Origin of the sequence: Brevibacillus sp. FSL L8-0520, assembly GCF_037963895.1 — a bacterium.
GTDB classification, from domain to species: Bacteria; Bacillota; Bacilli; order Brevibacillales; family Brevibacillaceae; genus Brevibacillus; species Brevibacillus borstelensis.
Genome location: NZ_CP150171.1, coordinates 4,455,768 through 4,477,699, shown reverse-complemented (window position 1 = coordinate 4,477,699; position 21,932 = coordinate 4,455,768). Strand labels below are relative to the sequence as shown.

Annotated in this window: 19 protein-coding genes; 17 read left to right on the top strand and 2 right to left on the bottom strand. The window is 53.0% G+C overall.

What is annotated here, in order from left to right; genetic code table 11:
- Window positions 1-36 precede the first annotated feature (36 nt).
- From NSQ24_RS22040 to NSQ24_RS22020, 5 genes are all read left to right on the top strand, one after another.
- Window positions 37-441: a hypothetical protein gene (locus NSQ24_RS22040; protein WP_003391780.1), complete on the top strand. Its 405-nt coding sequence runs from the start codon at window positions 37-39 to the stop codon at window positions 439-441.
- Between the two features lie 109 nt (window positions 442-550).
- Entirely contained in the window at window positions 551-1,300 is a 750-nt protein-coding gene (locus tag NSQ24_RS22035) for a SurA N-terminal domain-containing protein (protein WP_081924232.1), read from the top strand.
- A gap of 166 nt (window positions 1,301-1,466) precedes the next feature.
- Window positions 1,467-2,924 (top strand): MDR family MFS transporter, encoded by a 1,458-nt coding sequence (locus NSQ24_RS22030; protein WP_003391777.1) that lies wholly within the window; start codon window positions 1,467-1,469, stop codon window positions 2,922-2,924.
- A gap of 142 nt (window positions 2,925-3,066) precedes the next feature.
- Window positions 3,067-3,417, top strand: a complete 351-nt coding sequence (locus NSQ24_RS22025) for a DUF2512 family protein (RefSeq protein ID WP_003391775.1) — start codon at window positions 3,067-3,069, stop codon at window positions 3,415-3,417.
- A 119-nt stretch (window positions 3,418-3,536) separates the two neighbouring features.
- Window positions 3,537-4,478: a multidrug resistance efflux transporter family protein gene (locus NSQ24_RS22020; RefSeq protein WP_003391774.1), complete on the top strand. Its 942-nt coding sequence runs from the start codon at window positions 3,537-3,539 to the stop codon at window positions 4,476-4,478.
- Here the strand turns inward: NSQ24_RS22020 and NSQ24_RS22015 are convergent.
- Window positions 4,473-5,342 carry an SDR family oxidoreductase gene (locus NSQ24_RS22015; RefSeq protein ID WP_003391772.1) on the bottom strand — a complete coding sequence of 290 codons (870 nt, stop codon included), beginning with the start codon at window positions 5,340-5,342 and terminating at the stop codon, window positions 4,473-4,475. The two genes, NSQ24_RS22020 and NSQ24_RS22015, sit on opposite strands and share 6 nt — an antisense overlap.
- A gap of 340 nt (window positions 5,343-5,682) precedes the next feature.
- Here NSQ24_RS22015 and coxB point away from each other — a divergent pair, with 340 nt between their 5' ends.
- The 10 genes from coxB to NSQ24_RS21965 all read left to right on the top strand — a co-directional run bounded on the left by coxB (window position 5,683) and on the right by NSQ24_RS21965 (window position 15,886).
- Window positions 5,683-6,714, top strand: coding sequence for a cytochrome c oxidase subunit II (gene coxB, locus NSQ24_RS22010; protein ID WP_003391770.1), 1,032 nt, complete (start codon window positions 5,683-5,685; stop codon window positions 6,712-6,714).
- A gap of 53 nt (window positions 6,715-6,767) precedes the next feature.
- Complete coding sequence (gene ctaD, locus NSQ24_RS22005) at window positions 6,768-8,612, top strand: cytochrome c oxidase subunit I (protein WP_003391768.1); 1,845 nt, start codon at window positions 6,768-6,770, stop codon at window positions 8,610-8,612.
- Entirely contained in the window at window positions 8,612-9,238 is a 627-nt protein-coding gene (locus tag NSQ24_RS22000) for a cytochrome c oxidase subunit 3 (RefSeq protein WP_003391767.1), read from the top strand. The genes ctaD and NSQ24_RS22000 overlap by 1 nt, the downstream gene beginning before the upstream one ends.
- 4 nt (window positions 9,239-9,242) lie before the next feature.
- Window positions 9,243-9,557, top strand: coding sequence for a cytochrome C oxidase subunit IV family protein (locus NSQ24_RS21995; RefSeq protein ID WP_003391766.1), 315 nt, complete (start codon window positions 9,243-9,245; stop codon window positions 9,555-9,557).
- A gap of 260 nt (window positions 9,558-9,817) precedes the next feature.
- Window positions 9,818-10,357 (top strand): sigma-70 family RNA polymerase sigma factor, encoded by a 540-nt coding sequence (locus NSQ24_RS21990; RefSeq protein WP_122958205.1) that lies wholly within the window; start codon window positions 9,818-9,820, stop codon window positions 10,355-10,357.
- A gap of 13 nt (window positions 10,358-10,370) precedes the next feature.
- The gene (locus tag NSQ24_RS21985) at window positions 10,371-12,038 is read left to right on the top strand and encodes a DUF4179 domain-containing protein (RefSeq protein WP_339166585.1); all 1,668 of its coding nucleotides are present in this window, start codon (window positions 10,371-10,373) and stop codon (window positions 12,036-12,038) included.
- A 262-nt stretch (window positions 12,039-12,300) separates the two neighbouring features.
- On the top strand, window positions 12,301-13,200 hold the full coding sequence (locus tag NSQ24_RS21980) for a cytochrome c oxidase assembly protein (RefSeq protein ID WP_051567352.1): 900 nt from the start codon (window positions 12,301-12,303) through the stop codon (window positions 13,198-13,200).
- 41 nt (window positions 13,201-13,241) lie between these two features.
- Complete coding sequence (locus NSQ24_RS21975) at window positions 13,242-13,700, top strand: DUF420 domain-containing protein (RefSeq protein ID WP_003391757.1); 459 nt, start codon at window positions 13,242-13,244, stop codon at window positions 13,698-13,700.
- A gap of 145 nt (window positions 13,701-13,845) precedes the next feature.
- A complete protein-coding gene (gene cyoE, locus NSQ24_RS21970; RefSeq protein ID WP_003391753.1) occupies window positions 13,846-14,787 on the top strand; it encodes a heme o synthase in 942 nt (313 codons plus the stop codon).
- A gap of 178 nt (window positions 14,788-14,965) precedes the next feature.
- On the top strand, window positions 14,966-15,886 hold the full coding sequence (locus NSQ24_RS21965) for a heme A synthase (protein ID WP_003391752.1): 921 nt from the start codon (window positions 14,966-14,968) through the stop codon (window positions 15,884-15,886).
- 99 nt (window positions 15,887-15,985) lie between these two features.
- Here the strand turns inward: NSQ24_RS21965 and NSQ24_RS21960 are convergent, their stop codons facing one another.
- Window positions 15,986-16,864 carry a hypothetical protein gene (locus NSQ24_RS21960; protein ID WP_227277674.1) on the bottom strand — a complete coding sequence of 293 codons (879 nt, stop codon included), beginning with the start codon at window positions 16,862-16,864 and terminating at the stop codon, window positions 15,986-15,988.
- A gap of 164 nt (window positions 16,865-17,028) precedes the next feature.
- Between NSQ24_RS21960 and NSQ24_RS21955 the strand changes: the two genes are divergently transcribed.
- Together NSQ24_RS21955 and NSQ24_RS21950 are read left to right on the top strand one after the other, a co-directional pair.
- Window positions 17,029-18,276, top strand: coding sequence for an exonuclease SbcCD subunit D (locus NSQ24_RS21955; RefSeq protein ID WP_024983588.1), 1,248 nt, complete (start codon window positions 17,029-17,031; stop codon window positions 18,274-18,276).
- Window positions 18,273-21,932: an AAA family ATPase gene (locus NSQ24_RS21950; RefSeq protein WP_339166584.1), complete on the top strand. Its 3,660-nt coding sequence runs from the start codon at window positions 18,273-18,275 to the stop codon at window positions 21,930-21,932. The genes NSQ24_RS21955 and NSQ24_RS21950 overlap by 4 nt, the downstream gene beginning before the upstream one ends.

Sequence of the window (21,932 nt, the reverse complement as noted above, 5' to 3'; positions counted from 1 at the left end):
ATATACAAGTAGTATGAGTCCGGAGGGGGTGGGACCTTGACGCCAGAGCATCAGAAGACGCAACAGGAGAATGTACTGCGGATTTCACAACGATTGGACAAATTCGAAGAACGGATCGACAAGCTGGAAGTTCAGATGACGGTAGCGACCAAGTGGCTGGAACGGATTGAGCATCGATTGGTAAAAATGGAAGAATCGCGCTCAGAACTTTTGCAAGCGATAACCAAATTGCAGACAGAGCTTGAGCTAAAACGGGGATCGAAAGAGAAGGAAATTATTTTGCAGATGTTGGACAATGACAAAAGCGATATGGAAAAACTCACACAGCTCATAGAAGGAGACAAGAAAAGAAAACAAGAGAGATTTTTACGAGTATGGGCCGTCCTGGGACCGGTAATCGCCTCCGTTCTCTCTTCTTTTTTCACCAAATACTTCATGTAATCCGTGCTGGTTCGCATTGTGGAAAGGTTGTGGAAAAGGATTCCATCTTTCTTCCGTACTCTGTGTCTATTATAATGGCACAAGGGATGAGAGAAGAAAGAGAGGACCAATGATGAAGAAGTTCGATTTATCCATGCTAACCATAGCCATACTGGTTTTGGCTCTTGTGATTGTCGGCGTTGCATTGAAGCCGGCTGATGATCCTGTCATTGCAACTACGGGCAAATCTCAAATTACGCAGGGGCAGCTCTACGAGCATATGAAAGAAAGCTACGGAAAACAGACGCTTGGCATTTTGGTCAGCCGCAATCTGGTGGTGGAAGAAGCCAAGGAGCTCGGCGTGTCCGTCCAGGAAAGCGAAGTCGATCAGGAAATCAACAAGCTGAAAGAGCAGATCGGCTCCGAGGAAGTTTATCAAAAAACGCTGAAAAGACAGGGCTACACCGAAGCAAGCTTCCGCGGTACGCTGCGGACACTTCTTTTGAGGGACAAGGTATTCGCAAAAGCATATCCGGTAACGGACGAAGAAATCCAAGACTACTACAATAAATACAAGAGCAACTTCGGAGATCCCGCGCCTGCTTTGGAACAGTTGCGTCCTACGATCGTTGAAGAGTTGAATGCGTCCAAACGCAAAAAGTACATGGACGAATGGCTGGACGGCCTGGAGAAAAAGTTTGGGGTGCAATATCTCGATCCGTCGCTCTCCTTGAAGAAGGAAGAGCCGAAAGCGGAGGAACAGAAAACGGAAGCTTCCAAAAAAGAAGAACCGAAGACGGAAGCTCCGAAAACTGAAGCTCCGAAAACGGAAACGCAGAAAACAGAAACCCCAAAAACGGAAGCACCGAAAAGTAATTGATCCGTTTGGGGAAGGTAAACCTGTGCCGAGTGCAATCGGCGCAGGTTTTTTTATTGACTTTTTTTACTAGTGCCCGTACCATAAAGCAATTCAAGCAACAACAACGGCATACACAACACCCTTGATCGGAATGTTGTCTGGCTTATGTGGAGGGAAGGAAATACGGATGAAACCTGTAACAAATAAGCGTAATGTGACGATTGCGGTTATGATTGCGACCTTTTTGGCCGCTATTGAGGGAACGATCGTCAGTACGGCGATGCCGACGATCGTCAGCGACCTGGGCGGCTTTCACTTGATCAGTTGGGTCGTTTCGATCTATTTGCTCACCTCGGCGGTGACGACGCCCATATACGGCAAGCTTGCCGACTTGTTTGGGCGCAAGCCTGTGTTCAACATTGGGGCGATCCTGTTTTTGCTCGGATCAGCGCTGTCCGGCCTGTCTCAGACGATGGAGCAGTTGATCTGGTTCCGGGCCTTTCAGGGACTGGGAGCGGGTGCCATCATTACGATTACGTATACGATTGTCGGCGATATTTACCCGTTTGAGGAAAGAGGAAAGGTACAAGGGTGGATGAGCGGCATCTGGGGCATATCCGGTATCCTGGGGCCGTTGACCGGAGGCCTTCTGGTCGACTATGTTTCCTGGCACTGGATTTTCTACATGAATATCCCGTTTGGCATTGTCTCCATCGTTTTGATTTGGTTGTACCTGCATGAAAATATCGAGAAAGTCCGCAAGCACATCGACTATGCCGGAGCAGCAGTTTTTACGATCAGCGTTTCCGCGCTGCTGTATGCGTTGTTGAGCGGCGGGACTGAACATCCCTGGAGTTCGCCGCTGATCGTCGGTCTGCTGATCTTTTCGGCTTTGGGCCTCCTGCTGTTTATCTACTTGGAAAAAAGATCGCCGGAGCCGATGCTTCCCTTGCAGCTGTTTACGATTCGGAAAATGAGCATCGTGAACTTCGCCGGATTTCTTCTCGCTTCCGTGCTGGTGGCTGTCTCGTTTTATCTTCCGCTGTGGATTCAGGGCGTGTACGGATTGGGTGCGACCGGTTCCGGGCTGACTTTGATTCCGATGTCCGTTGGCTGGCCGATTGGTGCTGCGCTGAGCGGGCGTCTGCTGGCCAAGATCGGGATTCGGCCGACATCGCTCTTTGGCGTATGCGTCTTGATTGTCGCTACCGTCTGGCTGTCCATGATTGAACCGACGACACCTCATGTCATGCTGTACGGGATTACGTTCCTGTTTGGCCTCGGCTTTGGCTTCGCCTTTACTTCCTTTACCGGAGCGGTACTGAGTGTGTCCTGGAATTTGCGCGGTGTTGCCGTTTCTACGAACTCCTTTATCCGCACGTTGGGACAAACCCTCGGGATTGCGCTGTTTGGAACCTTGCTGAACTCTTATGTACAGAGCGCACCCGGTGCGGAAAACATCGACGTCAACAAGATCCTGAATCCGCATGAAGCAAGCCTGCTGCCGCAGGAGCTGTTGCAAACAGTGAGGGAGCTGGTAGCCGGCGGGCTGCACCAGATTTTCGTCATTCTGCTCGCATTGGCGGCAGTCAGCCTGATCGTAACCTTGGCTTACCCGCGAGAAAGAGAGCAGGAAGCCGCCTAGTTGAAGCGGTCCAGCCAATCATAGGGCGCGTGGGAGGGGCTCGATGACATCCCACGGCACAACAAACGGCTGTTTTTGCTTCGACTAAGCGATTCTGTATACGGGCATACTGTGAAAACCTGAAAAAGGAGGAAGCATGCCTGTGTACGGATTGCTTGTCAAGCTGATTACTGCTCCGCTCGTAGTCGTCCTGGCCGATGCGCTGTTCCCCGAGGTAGACTATGCAACCCTTTACCAGTCCATCGGCGTCGGCCTGGTGCTTGCCGTTGCCGGACATATGCTGGAGCTATTGCTGCTTCGGCGCGGGACGCTGTGGATGAGTACGGCAGCCGATATGATTTTGGCTTTTCTGGTCGTCTGGCTGAGCAGCGGCCTCTTGGTGGGAGCGAGAATCACGCTGATCGGTGCCGGTTTTACTGCGATTCTGTTTGGTGCAGTTGAATACATTCACCACGTCTCGCTGATCAAGAGCGGACGTGCAGAAAAGACATAGGGCATATCTTTCAAAAGGTGTGCTCTATTTTTTTCGGGATTTTGACAGCGAGACCGCAGAGTTATATGCTTACAATTGAGAATCTTCAGAGAGTGGAACTGGAAAGAGGGAGTCAACATTTGAAGGCGATTGTACTTGGAATTGTCGCTGCATTTTTCTTCGCTTTTACATTTGTATTAAACAGAGCGATGGAGCTGGACGGAGGAAGCTGGATCTGGAGCGCATCCCTGCGTTATCTATTTATGGTGCCGTTTCTGCTGCTGATCGTGGCCATCCGGGGCAACCTTGGGCCGCTGTGGCAGGAAATGCGGAAGCATCCGTGGCAGTGGCTGCTCTGGAGTTTTGTCGGGTTTGGCTTGTTTTATGCTCCGCTCAGCTTTGCCGCTGCATACGGTCCTGGCTGGCTGATCGCCGGTACCTGGCAAATCACGATCATCGCCGGGTCGCTGCTCGTACCCTTTTTCGGGCAGAGGATCCCGTACAAGGGGCTGGCCATGTCTGTCCTGATTTTGGCGGGAGTGGCGATCATGCAGCTGCACGAGGCGAAGATGCTGGGAGCGGCGGAGGTGCTGTACGGGATCGTGCCGGTCGTGATCGGAGCGTTTGCCTATCCGCTCGGGAACCGGAAAATGATGGCCTTGACCAGCGGGCGAATTGACGCGTATCAGCGCGTTCTCGGAATGACGCTTGCCAGCTTGCCGTTTTGGCTGGTCCTCGCAGGCTTTGGCGTGACGACGGCGGGAATGCCCAGCATGGGTCAATTGGCGCAGTCGCTGCTCGTCGCGATCACATCGGGAATTATCGCGACCGTGCTGTTCTTTCAGGCTACAGATCTGGTCAAGGGCAATCCGGTTCAGTTGGCCGCGGTAGAAGCTACCCAGTCTGCGGAGGTCGTCTTTGCCGTCCTTTTGGAAATCGCGATTCTCGCGGCCCCGCTGCCCTCGCTGTGGTCCGGTACGGGCATGCTCGTCGTCATGATCGGCATGGTCCTGCACAGCTATGTCTCTCATCTGCCAAAGCAGCCTTCCGCTCCGGTGAAATCGCCATCAGCCGCCTCATGAACGAGGCGGCCGCATCTGCTTATTCACCAGCGTCTCAAACCAGCGCCAGGGAAGCCACTGCTTGGCGAGGATGGAAAGCCTGACCCCGCTCCCGACAGGGTAGCGGAAGGAAGGCCGTGGAGCCAGAGCCGCGCGAACGATTACTTCTACCACTTCATCCGGGGCAGGGGCCCGCTCGGCTATTTTGGTTACCATAGTTGTCAGGGACTCCATTTGCCTGCTGTAGGGAGAAGCGGGGCGAGAGGGGGCATTTCCGAGTCCCTTTTCCCAGATGCTTGTCTTGTACGAGCCCGGCTCGACCAGGACGACATTGATGCCATGCGGGAGCATCTCCAGACGGAGCGACTCGCTGAAGCCTTCCACCGCATGCTTGGAAGCGGCATAGGCGGCCAAACCGGGAAAGCCGATTCGCCCGCTGATGCTGCTTATGTTGATGATCGTGCCGTATTGGCGTTCGCGCATATGGGGCAAAACGGCCTGTGTCACGCAAATCAATCCGAACACGTTGACTTCAAATTGCTCCCGCCATGCGGCAAGCCCGATTTCTTCGACAAAGCCGCCGCAGGCAAAGCCCGCGTTGTTCACGAGCAAATCAATGTTTTGATGACGCGCGAGCACGCCGGAGACTGCAGCTATGACTTCGTCAGGCCGGGTCACGTCCATTTGCACGACTTCCAGACAGTCGGTTACGCCATTTTGGGCAGCCAGCTTGTCAAGCTCTTCACGCTTTGAGATGTCCCGCATCGTGGCGATGACGAAGAAGCCCGCTTTGGCGAGAGCGACAGAGGTGTGCAGCCCAAAACCGCTGGAACTTCCTGTAAGGAAAGCGATTCGTTTGGTTGTGTTGGTAGCCAAAACTATCACATTTCTCCCTTCTACTACCTGAATATCCGTCTGCTGGTAGTAAACTTTACGAAAATGTTCATAAATTTGTTAACAGAATTATAACAAATGGACTCCGATATTCAGATAAATTTATGTATACTGAAAGAGTTAATCGCAAAGGTAGTATTTTACTGCGGCCCTTACTCCTTCTTTAAATGTCTTTAAACCGATGTTGCTATTCCTTTTCGCTATTGGTTATCATAGTGGAGGAAAGTAGCAACTCCGACTATTTATTGGCAGCGGAGGAGTACGAAATATACGCTCCCGCCGTACATACGACAGGGCGTAATCAACATGAAAGAAAGAGGGGTTCATTGGTATGAAGAGTTGGCAACAATCATGGCGTCAGCTTTTCCTGTTTGGGTTGCTGGCGCTGACGCTCTCCGGTTGCGGCATGAGAGAGCTCTCTGCACTTCAGCCGCAGGGGCCGGTTGCAGCCATGCAATTCGACTTGATGAAGCTGTCGGCTTCCATCATGATCGGGGTCTTTATCGTCGTTATGCTGATCCTCACCTACGTACTTATTCGTTACCGCAAGCGTCCAGGACAGGAAGGCATTCCCAAACAAGTGGAAGGCAGCCATACTCTGGAGATCATTTGGACGGTCATTCCGTTCCTGCTGCTCATCGTAATGGCAGTACCAACTGTTACTACAGGATTTACTCTTGGTAAAGAATACAACAAAGATGAAGCGCTTCAAGTTCGTGTAACCGCTCACCAGTTCTGGTGGGAATTCGAGTATCCGGACCTTGGCGTATCTACAGCGCAAGACCTGGTATTGCCTGTCAATCAAAAAGTCCAGTTCACTTTGACATCTGCTGACGTTATGCACGCATTCTGGATCCCTGCACTCGGCGGAAAGATCGACACCAACCCGGGACTGGAAAACAAAATGTGGCTGCAAGCTGACAGAACCGGTGTCTTCTACGGAAAATGCGCAGAGCTCTGTGGAGCGTCTCACGCATTGATGGACTTCAAGGTTGACGTCCTGGAACAAGACGAATTTGCTGCCTGGGCAGAAAAAATGAAGGGCGTTCAATCTGCAGAACCTGCAGCGCCAGCTTCTGCAAACGCTGTCCAAGGACAACAAATCTTCGAAAAGAGCTGCTTGGGCTGTCACGCTGTCGCAGGCAAAGGCGGAAAACTGGGGCCGAACCTGACAAACTTCGCCGATCGCCAACGCGTAGCCGGTATCATGCCTAACGATGCTGAACACTTGGCCAAATGGCTGAGAGATCCGCAAAAAGAAAAGCCGGGCAACAACATGCCAAATCTGAACCTGAGCGAAGATCAAATCAATTCGCTGGTTGAGTACATGTCTACGCTCAAAGTACAGGAAATAAAAAGATAAAGTTAATGAATGGAATCGTCATGAGGCAGTGACGCTAAAAAGGAGGTAAAACCGTGTCTGCACATGCTTCTCATGCACCCAAGCGGTCGGGAATCGCTGATTGGCTCACTACCGTGGACCATAAGAAAATCGGCATTCTGTACCTGATCGCCGGTGGGATCTTCTTCTTGGCCGGCGGTCTTGAAGCCCTGCTTATTCGCTTGCAATTAATGTATCCAGAGCTCCAAGTGGTCGGTGCGAAGACGTTTAACGAACTGATCACCATGCACGGAACTACGATGATCTTCCTGGCAGCGATGCCGGTGATCTTTGCACTGATGAACGCGATCGTACCTCTTCAGATCGGTGCGAGGGACGTTGCGTTCCCGTTTGTGAACGCACTCGGTTTCTGGCTCTTCTTCTTCGGGGGCGTCCTTATCAATACAAGCTGGTTCCTCGGCGGCGCGCCGGATGCCGGTTGGACGTCCTACGCAACTCTTGCTTTGAATCAATATAGTGGATTCGGGATCGACTTCTACGTACTCGGTCTGCAGATCGCAGGTCTGGGTACCCTGATCGGTGGTATCAACTTCCTGGTAACCATCATCAACATGCGTGCACCGGGCATGACCTTCATGCGCATGCCGCTGTTCACCTGGGCGTCCTTCGTGACATCCGGATTGATCCTGTTTGCTTTCCCGGCGATTACCGTCGGCCTTGTACTTCTGATGTTCGACCGTCTGTTCGGGGCAGCGTTCTTCAACCCTGATGCAGGTGGTAACGTTGTTATCTGGCAGCATCTGTTCTGGATCTTCGGTCACCCCGAAGTGTACATTCTGATTCTTCCTGCCTTCGGTATCATTTCCGAGGTAGTAAGTACCTTCTCCAGAAAGCGCCTGTTTGGTTACAGCTCCATGGTATTTGCGACAGCACTGATTGGTTTCCTTGGCTTCATGGTGTGGGCGCACCACATGTTTACGACTGGTATGGGTCCGATCGCCAACACCTTGTTCGGTCTGGCAACGATGCTGATTGCCGTTCCGACCGGTATCAAGATCTTCAACTGGCTCTTGACGATGTGGGGCGGGCAAATTCGCTTCCCTACCGCAAACCTGTTTGCTGTTGGTTTTATCCCGACCTTTACAATTGGTGGTATGACAGGGGTTATGCTCGCGGTTCCGCCTGCTGACTACCAATACCATGACAGCTACTTCGTAGTTGCTCACTTCCACTACGTAATCGTTGGTGGTCTCGTATTCGGTCTGTTCGCCGGTCTTTACTACTGGTGGCCAAAAATGTTCGGCAAAATGCTGAATGAAACGCTCGGGAAATGGAACTTCTGGACCTTCTTTATCGGGTTCCACCTGACCTTCTTCCCGCAGCACTTCCTCGGACTGATGGGTATGCCGCGTCGCGTATTTACGTACCTGGCTGGCCAAGGTCTGGAACTGGGCAACTTTATCAGTACCATCGGTGTTTTCGGAATGACGATCGGTACGATTCTCTTCCTTGTCAATGCATACGTTTCTGCGAAGAGCTCCAAGCGCGCGCCTGCGGATCCGTGGGATGGCCGTACGCTGGAATGGTCGATTCCTTCTCCGCCGCCGGAGTACAACTTTGCGCAAACTCCGCTTGTTCGCGGTCTGGATGCCCTGTGGGTAGAAAAAATGGCTGGCAACAAAGGCATGACTTACGCAGAACCGCTTGGTTCGATTCATATGCCGAATGGCTCCTTCCTGCCGTTCATCATGTCTCTGGGCCTGTTCATCGCAGGTTACGGTTTCATGTACCACAATTACGTTGTAGTCGGAATTGGTATGGTAATTACGTTCGGATGCATGCTGATGCGTTCTTTGAAAGACGACCCTGGCTACCATATCGAACCAGATGAAATCGAAGAAAAGGGGGTTAAGGCGTAATGGCGACCCATCACGTAAATGCGGTTCTGCCTGATGAACCGGAAAAAGCCACCCTTGAAGGCAAGAACAAGATTCTCGGCTTCTGGCTCTTCCTTGGTGGAGAGACCGTCCTGTTCGGTTCGCTGTTTGCGACGTTTATCGCGCTGCGCGACCAGACAAATGGCGGGCCAACCTCCCAGCAGCTGTTCGATATGCCGCTTGTGGCGTTGGCTACCTTGCTCCTTTTGACCAGTTCGCTTACCAGCGTGTTTGCGGTTCTGGCCTTGCACAAGAAAGACCTGAAAAAAATGCAAGCCTGGATGACTGTCACGGTTATCCTTGGCCTCGGCTTCCTGGCTTTGGAGATTTACGAGTTTATGCACTACGTCCACATGGGACATAAAATGACTTCCGGCGCATTTGGATCGGCCTTCTATACGCTGGTCGGATTCCACGGAGCTCACGTGGCATTCGGGATTCTCTGGATCTTGACCGTTCAACTGCAGACCGTGAAAAAAGGTCTGACAGTGGTAACGGCTCCGAAGTTTTACGTAGCCAGCCTGTACTGGCACTTCATTGACGTCGTGTGGGTATTCATCTTTACCGTGGTATATCTCATGGGTATGATCGGTGGAAAGGTGGGATAAGACGATGGGAGCACATGTACATGATGAACCGCGTAAGCCCAAGGTAAAGCACGATGGTGCGAAAAAGCATGTCATTGCGTTTATTGCATCTCTCGTCTTGACCGCACTGGCATTTGCCGCTGTAGCTTTTGAAGCGATTCCGGTCGGATTTACGGTTCCGTTTATCGTCGGTCTCGCATTTGTCCAGGCGCTGTTCCAGTTGTTCTTCTGGATGCACATGGACCAAAAGGGACACGAGTTTGCACGAATTTCGATTTTCGCCGGATTGACCTTTATCCTGATCGCGATTATCGTGTTCGTATTCTGGGTTTGGTGGTAAAAAGAGAAGAGGCAGACGAAATTTCGTCTGCTTCTTTTTTTTGATTCTGTGGAGAAAAAGAGTCTTCTTGAAAACGGCTCTGTTATACTCCGTCAATAGCTTGTTCATGTCAAAAGGTGACATGAATTTTTTTGTACCATGAACAAATTTCCCTACTTTAAAATTTTTTATGAGAGGGGGCAGCTCCCTTTTTCGTCTATAGTAGTGTACAACCAAAAAGGTACGGCTGCGCAGCAACCTTTTTGCGAGGAGGTAAAAACATGCAGGACGATCGGGAGATCATTGCGGAGGTACTTCAAGGAAACAAAGAAGCTTATGCTCTGATCGTCAACAGGTATAAGGGAAAAGTCGCTTCGATTCTGCGAAAAGCGATGGGGCATTCCCATGAAGTCGAGGACATCGTGCAGGAAGTGTTTATCAAGGCGTACTACAGTCTGCCCGACTATCGACCGGGACACTCCTTTTCGGCCTGGCTCTATCGAATCGCCATGAACCGGGGCATTGACGAATTGCGAAAGCGAAAACGAATGCCTGGTGTAGCCGAGGTGAGCAGTGAACTGAAGGACGAATCTCCGATCCCGGAGGAAGTTTTTTTGGAAAAAGAGCAACGGGTCGCTTTGCGGCAGCAAATCATGGCGCTGAATAAAGACTACGGGACGCTGCTGGATATGCACTATCTCCAATTTTTGAGCTACAGGGAGATCAGCAGCAGATTGTCGCTGTCTGTCGATACGGTGAGGATGCGCCTTTCCCACGCGAGAAGAAAGCTTCGAGACCGCCTGAGCAAAAGCGAAAAATAAGGAGGGAATCCACTTGAAATGCCTGACGCAAGAACTCATGGTCGACTACATGGAAGACAAACTATCTCCGGAACACAGAAGAAAGCTGGAGCAGCATTTCGAGCATTGCAAGCACTGCCAACGACAGTTGGAGCAATGGGTCGACGAGCTGGAGGAAGCGGGCAAGGCCCTCGTGGAAGAACCCCTTTCCGAGGATTTGGACCGCAGGATCATCAGCGCCCTTCCCGCGCATCCAGTGAAAATGCTGCACCGGGCTGCCGATACGAGGCAGTTGCCTATTTGGAAAAAGAGGAGTCTGGATATTATGAAAAAGACAACGATAGCCGCAGCGACATTGGCAGTAGTCATTTCCGGCGGCATGATGTATTCACCGACGTTTTCTACTTATGTGAACGGCGTATTTGCCAGCAGTCCGACGAACAAAGCGGAGCCTGTGGGCGTTGCGGGCAACGGCCTGCTTACCAGGCTGGGTGACGATGGCATTGAGGAAGCCGCCAAGAAAGGATTTCTCCAAACACCGAATGCAAGTGTTGCCGACCAAGGGTTTACCCTGACAGTCCATGAGGTAGTAGCAGATCCCTTTCGCATATGCATTCTGACTTCCATTAAGGATAAAAGCAATAAAAAGGAATCGCACTGGGATGCTTATCAGGAAGGACAAATCACGATCAAGGATAAACAAGGGAATGTTTTGCATTCTTCGACAGAAAAAGGAGCTTTGAAATGGGGGCTTACGGGAAAAGGCACGGGTAAAGGCGTGAACGAAGATGGCCCTTACATGGAGCTGGTACACGATCTCAGCAGCCTGAACGGCGGCAAAGGGCTTCCGGATGAGCTGATTGTAGCATTCGACATCAAAAAAATCGGCGAGACAAACGGAAACTGGCAGCTGGAGGTTCCGGTGGACCTCAAAAAAGCGAAAGCGGCGACCAAAACGTATGCTGTAAACAAGAGCTATACCACTCCGCAAGGGTTGAAGCTGGACGTCAAGCAGATTACGTTTGCGCCAACCGGTGTCGAGCTGGTCGTTGACCGGAACACAAAAGAGATGGAATACAGCTTTGAGCTTGTGGATGAACACGGTTCTGTTCTGGGAGCTTGGGCCCCTGGCTTTATTTACGGAAAAGACGGGGAAAGGAAAAATCTGATGAGCGATCCGAGACGGAGCAAGTGGCGTCCTTCTGAGGAAATCGGGGAAAGCGTAAGGGATTTCCACTACTTCCAACCGATCGACGAAACGAAGAACATGATTCTCAGGCTTGGCCCTGTCTATAAACAGGAGCCGGCAGCGTTCCAGGCAAAGCTCGACCTTGCGAAGCTTGAGAAAGCCCCGGTTACGGTAGAGGAACAAGGCAATCGCTACACATTTCAGCATGAAAAGAACCAAGCCGACGAACCTGATCATTACATCGTCAGAGTCGAGGCTACGATTGGGAACGGAACGGCATCGATGAACCCCTTGTCTACATTCGGAGTCATTACGGATGAAAGCGGCAAGAAATACGATAGCGCATTCCTCAACGATGAAAGAAAGTATGAAAACGGACAGCTTCATATTAACGGTGGACTTCTCCTAAAGGGCGTCAAAAAACTGCCGAAGGAACTGATCATCTCCTACGACAAAAAGTATACGGAGCATCACGATGCAAAATGGGAGGTCCCGATCCAGACCGGAAAATAAGAGATGCGGCCAGGCATAGTCACGACAGGCACGGGCAAATGTTTGACAGAAAGCGATGAGTCAGCCAAAATTTGATTGCAGATCCCCTTTATGCAGACAGGAAATTGCATCTTCCTTCCTGTTGGCATGGAGGGGATTTTTCCATATTCGTTTGTCAACATATTGTTCATTTTTAGGAGAGGAAGTCGGGCTGAATTAACGGTATAATGAAGATTGTATAGAGGGCACCCTTTCTAATATGAAAGGAGGATTGAAAAATCCGATGCATGATCATCACCAACATGGAACGCCCGTTGATGGCGGGATTGGTTCGTTTTCTGATATGTGGAGCCCGACTGTCATTTTGATTACCATTTTGCTGACGATCCTTTATTTTGCACTAACAGGGCCGCTGCGTCACCGTTTTGCGGATTCAAAACCGGCAACGGCAAAACAGAAGGTGCTGTTTGTTTTGGCCATGCTGTTTTTTTATGCGGGTGCAGGCAGTCCGATCAACTACGTGGGACACCATTACCTGTTCAGCATGCACATGCTTCAAATGTCCCTCCTGTTCTTTGTATTGCCTCCGCTTTTGATGGTAGGAATTCCGGGATGGCTGTGGACGGCGATTTTCAGCAACAAGAGAATGTACGCCTTGCTGCGAATCTTCACAAAACCGATCGTGGCGGCTGTCGTTTTCAACGCTTTGCTGTCTTTCTACCACGTTCCGTTCATTCTTGATACCGCTTCTCTGAATCACGATGCGATGAATGCTTTCCACGCTTTCCTGTTCTGTACGGCTTTCTGTATGTGGTGGCCGATCGTAAATCCGCTGCCAGGCCAACCGGAGCAGCTCGCGGGCCTGAAAAAAATGGCGTATTTGTTTGCCAACGGGATTTTGATCACACCGGCATGTGCGTTGATTATCTTTGCCGGAGAGCCGATTTATCAGCATTACATGAATGCGCCACAGTTGTTCGAAGGGTATACCGCCTTTGTTGACCAACGGACCGGAGGCATCATCATGAAGCTGGTTCAGGAAATGGTCTACGGCTCTGTTTTGGCCTACATTTTTTATAAATGGCGCAAGGACGAAAAGCAGGACGACTTGCCGATGGATCAGCAGCCTGCAGCCCAAAATATCGGTGTGCTGAAGCCTGCGACCGATCAGGGCAGAGCATAAGGTATTAATAGAAAGAGAAAGTTGCGATACGAGGTGTAGATATGCACATTTTACTGCCTACGATAAGTACGTCCTTCATTGCCATTAGCGGGATTCTCGTAGCTTTTGGCTGGTATTTCATTCGCAGCCGCCAGACAGAAAAACACATCAAGACGATGAAGTGGGCGGCCATCTGTGCGACGATCTTCTTTATTACGTATGTATCCCGTACCGCTCTGCTGGGGAATACTTTGTTCGGCGGTCCGGACAACATTCGTATTTTCTATCAGATTTTCCTCATCTTCCATATCATCCTGGCAACGATAGGGGGAGTGATGGGACTGGTCACGCTTTATTACGGATTTAAAAGAAAGTACGACAAGCATAAGAAAATCGGTCCGTGGACGTCTGTCATCTGGTTTGCCTCTGCCATCACAGGCGTGACTGTTTACACTCTTCTCTACCTGATCTACCCAGGCGGCGAGACGACGGGAGTCCTGGATGTCATTTTCGGCTGGTAATCGAAGAGCTGATCATACAATGATTTTACGGTACGAAAAGTCTTGCAATGATTATGAGGGAATAGATTGCGTGATAAACTGCCACTTCCTTGTGAAGTGGTGGTCTGGCGTGTAAGGGATTTTTAGCAGACAGGAGGTACAAAACGTGGACCAGCAAGTGACGATGCAGGAGTCGATCAACACCGATCCTGCGGCGCAGTCCCAACCGGCAAGAAGGGCCACATTGCAAGATTATGTGCAGCTGACAAAGCCGGGCATTACGATGTCCAACCTGATGACCGCATTTGCGGGTCTGTGGCTGGCATCGTATGGATACCCGAACTGGGTTCTGGCTATTTGGACGATGATCGGAACCGCCCTGGTGATCATGTCTGGTGCAACACTGAACAACTATTACGACCGCGATCTGGATAAAAAAATGAAGCGCACCCAAGACCGGGCGATCGCTTCCGGCCGCATCTCCCCGCTGAAGGCATTGTTGATCGGAATTGGTTTGCTGCTTGTTGGACTTGTTGTTCTGGCCTATTTCGTCAATCCATTGGCAGCCGTATGGGGATTAATCGGCCATATCTTTTATGTGCTGATTTATACGCCGCTCAAGCGGGTAACCACGCTGAATACAGTTATCGGCGGCATTTCCGGCGCTGTTCCGCCAGTGATCGGCTGGGTAGCTGTCACCAACAATATGGACCCGGCTGCATGGCTTCTGTTTTTGATCTTGTTCTTGTGGCAGCCGCCGCATTTCCTCGCTTTGGCGATGCTCAAAACGGAGGAATATCGGGCAGGGGGCATTCCGATGCTGCCCGTCGTAAAGGGGTTTGCCGAGACGAAACGTCAGATGTTTATCTGGGGTGCCGTACTCATTCCCGCTTCGCTGCTGCTCTTTTTCTACAGCAGTGTCGGGTATCTGTATCTGGGTGTCATGGCTGTCATGGGCATCATTTATTTGGTGCTGTTGTTCAAGGGCTTCCAGCTTAAAGAGGAAGATGAACTGCCCTGGGCGAGAAAGCTGTTTGGCTATTCCATCCTGTACCTCACTGTTTTCTGCGCTGCAATTGTTGTGAGCACGATGCTGGACAACTTTTGACACGTAACGATCACAAAATGGAACGGAACATCCCTTGCACGGCAGGGGATGTTTTATTATCGTGATAGTGGGGATACGCAACATGAGCATTTTGGTACGATAAAATATGGAGGTTGTTCAAAAAGCTGAAATACCCCTCTTTTTGAACAGTTCTCTCTCGAAGTCAGGTGTAACAATTATGGACAAATGGCTGAAATGGTTTGCCATTGCATCCACCATTATTACCTTCATGGTCATGATCGGTGGATCACTGGTGACCAAGACTGATTCGGGTTTGGGCTGTGGCAATGACTGGCCACTCTGTAACGGAAGATGGGTACCCGAATACACGTTGGAATCAATGATCGAGTATATGCACCGCTTCGTCACCGGAATGACCGGTATCATCGTCGGGATTTTTTCCATCCTGGCATGGCGGAGATACCCGCGGAATCGGGAAGTTCGCGGACTTGTGATGTTCAGCATGTTTTTCTTGATCCTGGAGTCTTTCCTGGGAGCATCCGCGGTTATTTGGCCGCAGTCCTCTGCCGTAATGGCCTTGCACTTTGGGTTTTCACTTCTGGCCTTTAGCGGGGTTTTGCTGTTGAGCATCTTCGTTCTGCAGCGGAACAAGGTGGAAAAGCTGGTCCGGGGAACGGTTTCCAAGGGGTTTCGATGGGCCATATGGATTGTGACCATTTACGCATATGGTGTCGTTTATTTGGGCGCGTATGTGCGTCACACCGGCTCCAATCTGGGCTGCAGCGATTGGCCGCTTTGCCAGGGCAAGCTCATACCGGAGCTGTCGGGACAAACAGGGATTCATTTTATGCACCGTGTAGCCGCGATTGTGTTGGCGATTCTACTGGCCGCCGTGCTGGTTTATGTTTTGCGCCACTTCAAAGAGACGCGGCGTGACTTGTACGGTGCGGGCATCTTGTCATTTGTGCTCGTGGTCATTCAGGTGCTGAGCGGCGGCTGGGTTGTCTTGTCCCGCCTGACGCTGTACTCGACGATTTTTCACTCTGCCGTCATTACATGTCTCTTCGGAACGATGTGCTATATGTGCCTGCAATCGTTGAAGGCACCGGAGAAGGGGACAAAAAGACAGCAACAATAGCAAGCAAGCAGAAAGCCGCCTTTCCCGGGACCGCCGGAGAGGCGGCTTTTTTATGGAGCAGCAAAGATGCCGGGCTTTGAGCGGGCAGAAATCCGCTGGTCAGTTCTTTGCGGCAGCAGCAGATGTAAAGCGGCCGTTTTCAAACGGAAAGACGTGAACTTCTGTCTGCACAGAGGAAGAAGAAAGGGGCTTTCCGCTATCAGGGTCCAGCTCACGCATCGTTTTCCAGTAGTAAAGCAGAGGAACAGGGCCCGTCTGGACAATTTGATATTGGCCGATCGTCTGGAATGACTGGCCTCCGGGTACGGAGCCCGTTTCCAGCATTGTCCCTTCCCAAGCCTCCACAAACTTTCCGTTCTCGATATACCACAGATGGGCGTAGTAGACGCTTATGCCGGTGCCCCCGGATTTGCTAAGCGTTTCAAACAGCCGTTTTCCCCCTACCTTGCCTTCTTCACCTGAAGGGATGGTTGACCAATTGGGATTGTCAAAATGATTGTAGTCCCAACGCTCCAGGTCCAAATGCGGGACATTCCACGGCTGCTCGGTCAAGAGCGCATAGGTGCCGTTGGGGCGGCGGTCGAGTACATAGAAGTGGCCCAGCCGCACACTGTCATTTATTTTTGCCACAAGCTCCAGCTCCGGGTCGTCATCCAGTTGAATCCAGCGATAGCTGAAGTCTTCCAGTCGATCGTCCGCTATTTTCCTCTTCGCTTCGGCATTGATCCATGCCTGTACCTGCCGGATTTCACCCTTTGCAGAAGAGGCAGCCTTTACTGATGGAGTTTTAGGTGAAGCTTTGGCCGGAGCTTCGACAGGAGCTGCTTTGGCCGGAACTACCGCAGAAGCTGTATCAGCCAAAGCTGCTGTACCGGCTTGATTGTTGCCGGGCGGAGATGACGCAGCATCGGCAGAGACAGAAACCGAAAACGCCAGCAAGAGGGCAGGGACAGCGACGAACAGGTTGGCAGGTTTCACGCGTTTGGTTAACCCCTCTCATGTTTTCTACAGGTGAGGACGAGTTTGAGAGAGAAAAAGTTACATGGAAGTGGCGATTATTGTTAACTGTTCAATGGCTCGGCAAACACCGGGTTTTCTGTGATACAATGAACGCAAACACATGATCGGGAGAAGGTGCAAGCATGCGTATTTTACATACGGCGGATTGGCATTTCGGTCGTCAGCTGGAGGGGCGTGACAGACGGGGAGAACAATCTGATTTTGTGGACGAGCTCTGCCGGATTGCGGAGGAAAAAGACGTTCAGCTCGTGTTGATTGCCGGGGACGTCTATGACTCAGTCAACCCCCCTGCCTGGGCGGAGGAGCTGTTTTATACGGCGCTGGAGCGCTTGTCCGCTGGAGGGCGGCGGGCTGTCGTCGTCATTGCGGGTAACCACGATCAGCCGGAGCGGGTTCGGGCGGCGGCGCCGATTGCGTCGAAACAGGGCATCGTTCTGTTGGGACTGCCCAAAGAAACGCCGATCTTGTCGGGGAGCGACGCCCCCAGAGATAAGGTGCGGGTACTGGACGGAGGGCCGTCGTGGATGGAGCTGGCCGTTCCCGGCGTGGAACACCACGCGGTCATTCTGGCCCTGCCGTATCCATCGGAAGCCCGCCTCAAGGAGCTGTTAAGCGATACGTTTACCCAGGAGCAGATGCAGCTCGCATTTTCTGAGCGGATCAAGACGCTGCTTGACGAGCTGTCGGTACATTTCCGTGAGGATACGGTCAATCTGGTGACGAGCCACCTGTTTGTCATGGGCGGCAGGGAAAGCGATTCCGAGCGGCCTATTCAGATCGGCGGAGCCTTGACCGTCTCCCCGTCGGCTTTCCCGGAAAAAGCGGATTACGTGGCGCTCGGCCACCTGCACCGTCTGCAAAAGCTGGGAGAGAAGCCGCTCATTCGCTACAGCGGGTCGCCGCTCGGGTACTCCTTTTCGGAGGCAGGACAGAGCAAGGCTGTCGTGATCGTGGATGTCGTTCCCGGAGAGGAAGTGCAAGAGGAGATCGTCTACCTGACAAGCGGCAGGCCGCTGGCGCGCTGGAAGGCTACAGAAGGGATTGCGCAGGTGGAAAAATGGCTGGAGGAAGGCAGGGACGCCGGCGCATGGATCGACTTGGAGCTGCACGTATCGGACGTGATCGACCCGGCTGAATTTCAGCGGCTGCGCAAAATGAGCGATGATTTTCTCAAAGTACAGCGGGTTGTGGTGCGCGAGGAAACGGCGGACTCGGCGAGCGAGCAGCGAGCGGAGCTGAGCGAGCTGCTGCCTGACCAGCTGTTTCGCCGCTTCTATGAACGAAAGCGCGGGGCAGAGCCGGACGAGAAGCTGGTCGCCTTGTTTCAGCGTCTGCTGAACCAAATCGGTGAAGAGGAGGGAACGAGATGAAGCCGATACGACTGAAGCTTGCCGGCTTGCATAGCTATCGGGAGATGCAGGAGATCGATTTTGAAAAACTGTGCGAAGCCGGTCTCTTTGGAATCTTTGGCCCGACCGGGAGCGGGAAATCGACGATTTTGGACGCGATCACGCTCGCGCTTTACGGACAGGTCGTCAGGCTCGGCGGCGGCAGCCATCCCAAGGATGTGCTCAACCAGTTGGAGCAGCGGGTATTTGTCTCGTTCACCTTTGAGCTGGGATCGGGTGCTGAGCGGAAGCGGTATACGATCGAACGGGAATTTGGCCTGAATAAAAACGGTAACTGGAGACAGCCGGAGGTCCGCCTGATCCAGTGCGGAACAGACGAAGAGACGCCGGATGTCGTGCTGGAATCGAAGGCGACTATGGCAACGGCGGCTGTCGAGTCTTTGATTGGGCTTACGCTGCAGGATTTTACCCGGGCTGTCGTGCTGCCGCAGGGACAGTTTTCCCGCTTTTTGACGCTCAAGGGGAGCGACCGCAATGAGATGCTGCAGCGGATGTTTCATCTACATATCTACGGTGAAAAACTGAGTGAGCGCGTTCGGGCGGGACTGGAAGCGACTCGGGAGCGGCTTCATAAAATCGAGCTGGAGAAGGCGGCGCTCGGGGATGCTGGACCGGAGGCGCTGGAGCAAGCCCGGAAAACGTGGGAGGAAGCTGCTCGGCAGGAGCGCGTCTATGCAGAGCAGCGGGATGGCCTCGCGGGAATGATCAAGGAGATGGAGCAGGTATACGGGTGGCAGGAGGAGCTGGAGCGTGTCCGCGAGCGCCTCGCAAAGCAGTTGGCCCGGACGGAGGAAGCCGCTGAATGGGAGCGGCTCGCAAAGCAGCTGGAAGCAAGTGTCAGGCTATGGCCGCAGGTCCAGCAGTTTGAACGTCTGGACACTGAGTGGAAGGAGACGGCTGTTCAACTGGAGGACGTGCGCCACAAGCAGGAAGTCGTCCAGCAAGCGCATCTGCAGGCGGAGGAGTCGTATGTGAAATGCGCTTCCGAGCTGCAGCGGGAGGAGCCGCTTATGATCGAGCGGAAAAGCAGGCTGATCCAGGCTGCGGAGTGGGAAGAAGAGCTGTCCGCTCTGCGCGCGGAATGGACCGTGCTTGAACAGGAATGGCAAAAGGTGTCGCAGGAGCTGACTGTGCTAAAACAACAGCTGGCCCGTGACAAAGAGTCCTTGAACCGCCTGGAGAGCGAGCGGGCCGAACTGGAAAAATCGCTGGAAGCGGCCCAGGTAAAGCCGGAATGGCGCGATTTCATCGTCGCCCTGCGGGATGCCAAGCTGATCTGGGAACGGGAAGAACAGAAGCGCAAAGAGCTGGCTACCGAGCTGGAGGGTGTTGAATCGGAGCGGAGGTCTGCCGCCTCGGAGCTGGAGATGGCACAAAAGGAATGGGAGAAAAGCGCCTCGCAGTTGGCGGAAGCCAGGACGAAGCTTGCCCAGCTTGAGGCAACTCCGCCTTCGTCCGAAGCCGAGTGGACCGAGAAACTCGACGCCCTGTCCCAGATCAAGCAATGGGGCAGGCAATGGCGCGAGCAGGAGCAGGCACTCGCCAACTGGGAGGAGAAGCGGCAGACAGCCCAGCGCGAACAGGAACAGGCCGCAACCCGTCTGCACGCATGCGAAGCGAAAGTCAAAATGGAAGAGGAAGCCCAGGCGAGACGGCGGATCGAACTCGAACGTCTCCGTGCTGAATGGGAGCAGTGGCGGGAAGCGAATATGGCCAGAATGCTGCGTGATCGTCTGAACCCCGGGGAAGCGTGCCCGGTATGCGGTTCGTCCCATCATCCTTGCCTGGAAGAGCCGGAGGAGAAAAAGCCTGAGTCGGACAATCAGCAGGCTGCAGGAGAAAGCATCCGTCAGCAGATGCGGGAGACGGAGGAAGCTGTTCGTCACGCGGAGCAGCAGATCCGGACAGCGTTCGAGGCCTTGCAGACGGCAAAGGGAGAGTGGAAGCTGTGGGAGCAGCGGATGATCTCCCTCGGCGAAGAGCGTGCAGTATTGATGGAAAGAATTGACGCGATCCGTCGCGAGTGCGCTGCCCTTGGAGAAAAATGGGCGGTGGGCGACATCACCAAACTGCTGCAGATGTACAAGCAGGAAGAGGCGGCTCTGAAGAGCGAAGCGGAAGCGCGAGAGGCGTACAGAGCGGAACGGGAACGCCTGCAAAAATGGGCGGATGGGCTGCGCGACCGGGAAGCGGAGAAAAAGCGCATGTATGAGCGAAGCGCCGTTCTCGGCGAACAGCTTTTGAAAAAAGAAGCAGCCGCAAAAGCCCGTCTGGAAGCCGCGGCCGTTCAAGCGGAGGAAGCCAAACGGCGCTTGGAGGACAGACTGGGCGACGTCAAGGTTGAGGAAATAGAAAAGCATTGGGAAGCGATCGGAAAGCGCGACCGGGAAACGTCGGTTCTGCAGCAAGCGAGGGCGGAAAAGGAGTCGCTGTACCAGTCGCTTTTGGCAGGCTATCAGGAAGCGGTCTCGCGCCATGCCGCCCTGCACTCGCAGCAGGCGCTGCTTGGTGAGCGGCTGGAGGAAAAAAAGCGGCTGTGGGAGCAAAAGCACGGGATGTGGCTGGAGCGGACGGGCGGACAGCCCGCGCGGAAGCTGCTGACAACCGTGGAGCAGACTCTGCAGCAGCTTCGCACCTCTTTGGACGAAGCGGAAAACAAGCGCAAAGAAACACGAGAGGCCCGGGAAGAGGTGCAAAATGCCGTAGTCAAGCTGTCAGAAGGCTATGCGGTACTGTCCCGGCAGCGAACGGAAGCGGCAGAACAAATGCACCGCTCGCTGGCGGAGAGCGGCCTCGGCACTCCGGAACGGGCAGGAGAGCTGTACCGTGAGCGGGATCGGCTTGTGTCTTTGCAGGAGCAGCTTTCCGCGTACCAGACGGAGCTAGCCCGTTTGCGGTACGATGAGGAGCGGCTGCTGAAGGCATTGGACGGAAGGCATGTCACCAAAGTGGAATGGGAAGCGGCCAAGCAGGCCTGGGACGAAGCGGAAGAGGGGCATCAGGCGGCCAAGGAGCAGGTGGCAGTCACCCGGCAAACGTTTGCCCAGGTAGAGCAGAACCATGAAAAATGGCTTTCAATCGAAAAACGGCTCGCAGAGGAGATGGACGAGCAAAGCCGTTTGGAGGAGCTGAAAAAGCTGCTGGAAGGAAAGGCGTTCGTGCAGTTCATCGCCGAGGAAAAGCTCGCCTCGATCGCCAGAGACGCTTCCTACCACCTGATGCGGATGACCAAAAACCGCTATGCGCTGGAAATCGGCGACGAAGGCGAATTTGTCTTAAGAGACGAGGGCGCGGGAGGAATGCGCAGGCCGATCAGCACGCTGTCAGGGGGAGAGACCTTCCTGACGTCCCTGTCGCTGGCCTTGGCCTTGTCCATGGAGATTCAGATGCGGGGCGGCAGATTGGAGTTCTTTTTCCTCGATGAAGGCTTCGGTACGCTTGATCCGGAGCTTTTGGAGGTGGTCATGGACGCATTGGAGAGATTGCGCATGGACGACTTTACAATTGGCGTGATCAGCCATGTTCCGGAGATTCGTGTACGCATGCCGCGAAGACTGATCATCACGCCGGCGGAGCCTATGGGCGAAGGCAGCACGATCAGGATGGAGACAGAATAA

Excerpts from the sequence above, each read along its gene's own strand:
- NSQ24_RS22035 (WP_081924232.1), top strand. The coding sequence starts at position 551 with ATGATGAAGAAGTTCGATTTATCCATGCTAACCATAGCCATACTGGTT.
- NSQ24_RS21980 (WP_051567352.1), top strand. The coding sequence starts at position 12,301 with ATGCATGATCATCACCAACATGGAACGCCCGTTGATGGCGGGATTGGT.
- NSQ24_RS22000 (WP_003391767.1), top strand. The coding sequence starts at position 8,612 with ATGGCGACCCATCACGTAAATGCGGTTCTGCCTGATGAACCGGAAAAA.
- NSQ24_RS21955 (WP_024983588.1), top strand. The coding sequence starts at position 17,029 with ATGCGTATTTTACATACGGCGGATTGGCATTTCGGTCGTCAGCTGGAG.
- NSQ24_RS21950 (WP_339166584.1), top strand. The coding sequence starts at position 18,273 with ATGAAGCCGATACGACTGAAGCTTGCCGGCTTGCATAGCTATCGGGAG.
- NSQ24_RS21975 (WP_003391757.1), top strand. The coding sequence starts at position 13,242 with ATGCACATTTTACTGCCTACGATAAGTACGTCCTTCATTGCCATTAGC.
- coxB (WP_003391770.1), top strand. The coding sequence starts at position 5,683 with ATGAAGAGTTGGCAACAATCATGGCGTCAGCTTTTCCTGTTTGGGTTG.
- NSQ24_RS21965 (WP_003391752.1), top strand. The coding sequence starts at position 14,966 with ATGGACAAATGGCTGAAATGGTTTGCCATTGCATCCACCATTATTACC.
- NSQ24_RS21995 (WP_003391766.1), top strand. The coding sequence starts at position 9,243 with ATGGGAGCACATGTACATGATGAACCGCGTAAGCCCAAGGTAAAGCAC.
- NSQ24_RS21990 (WP_122958205.1), top strand. The coding sequence starts at position 9,818 with ATGCAGGACGATCGGGAGATCATTGCGGAGGTACTTCAAGGAAACAAA.
- NSQ24_RS22030 (WP_003391777.1), top strand. The coding sequence starts at position 1,467 with ATGAAACCTGTAACAAATAAGCGTAATGTGACGATTGCGGTTATGATT.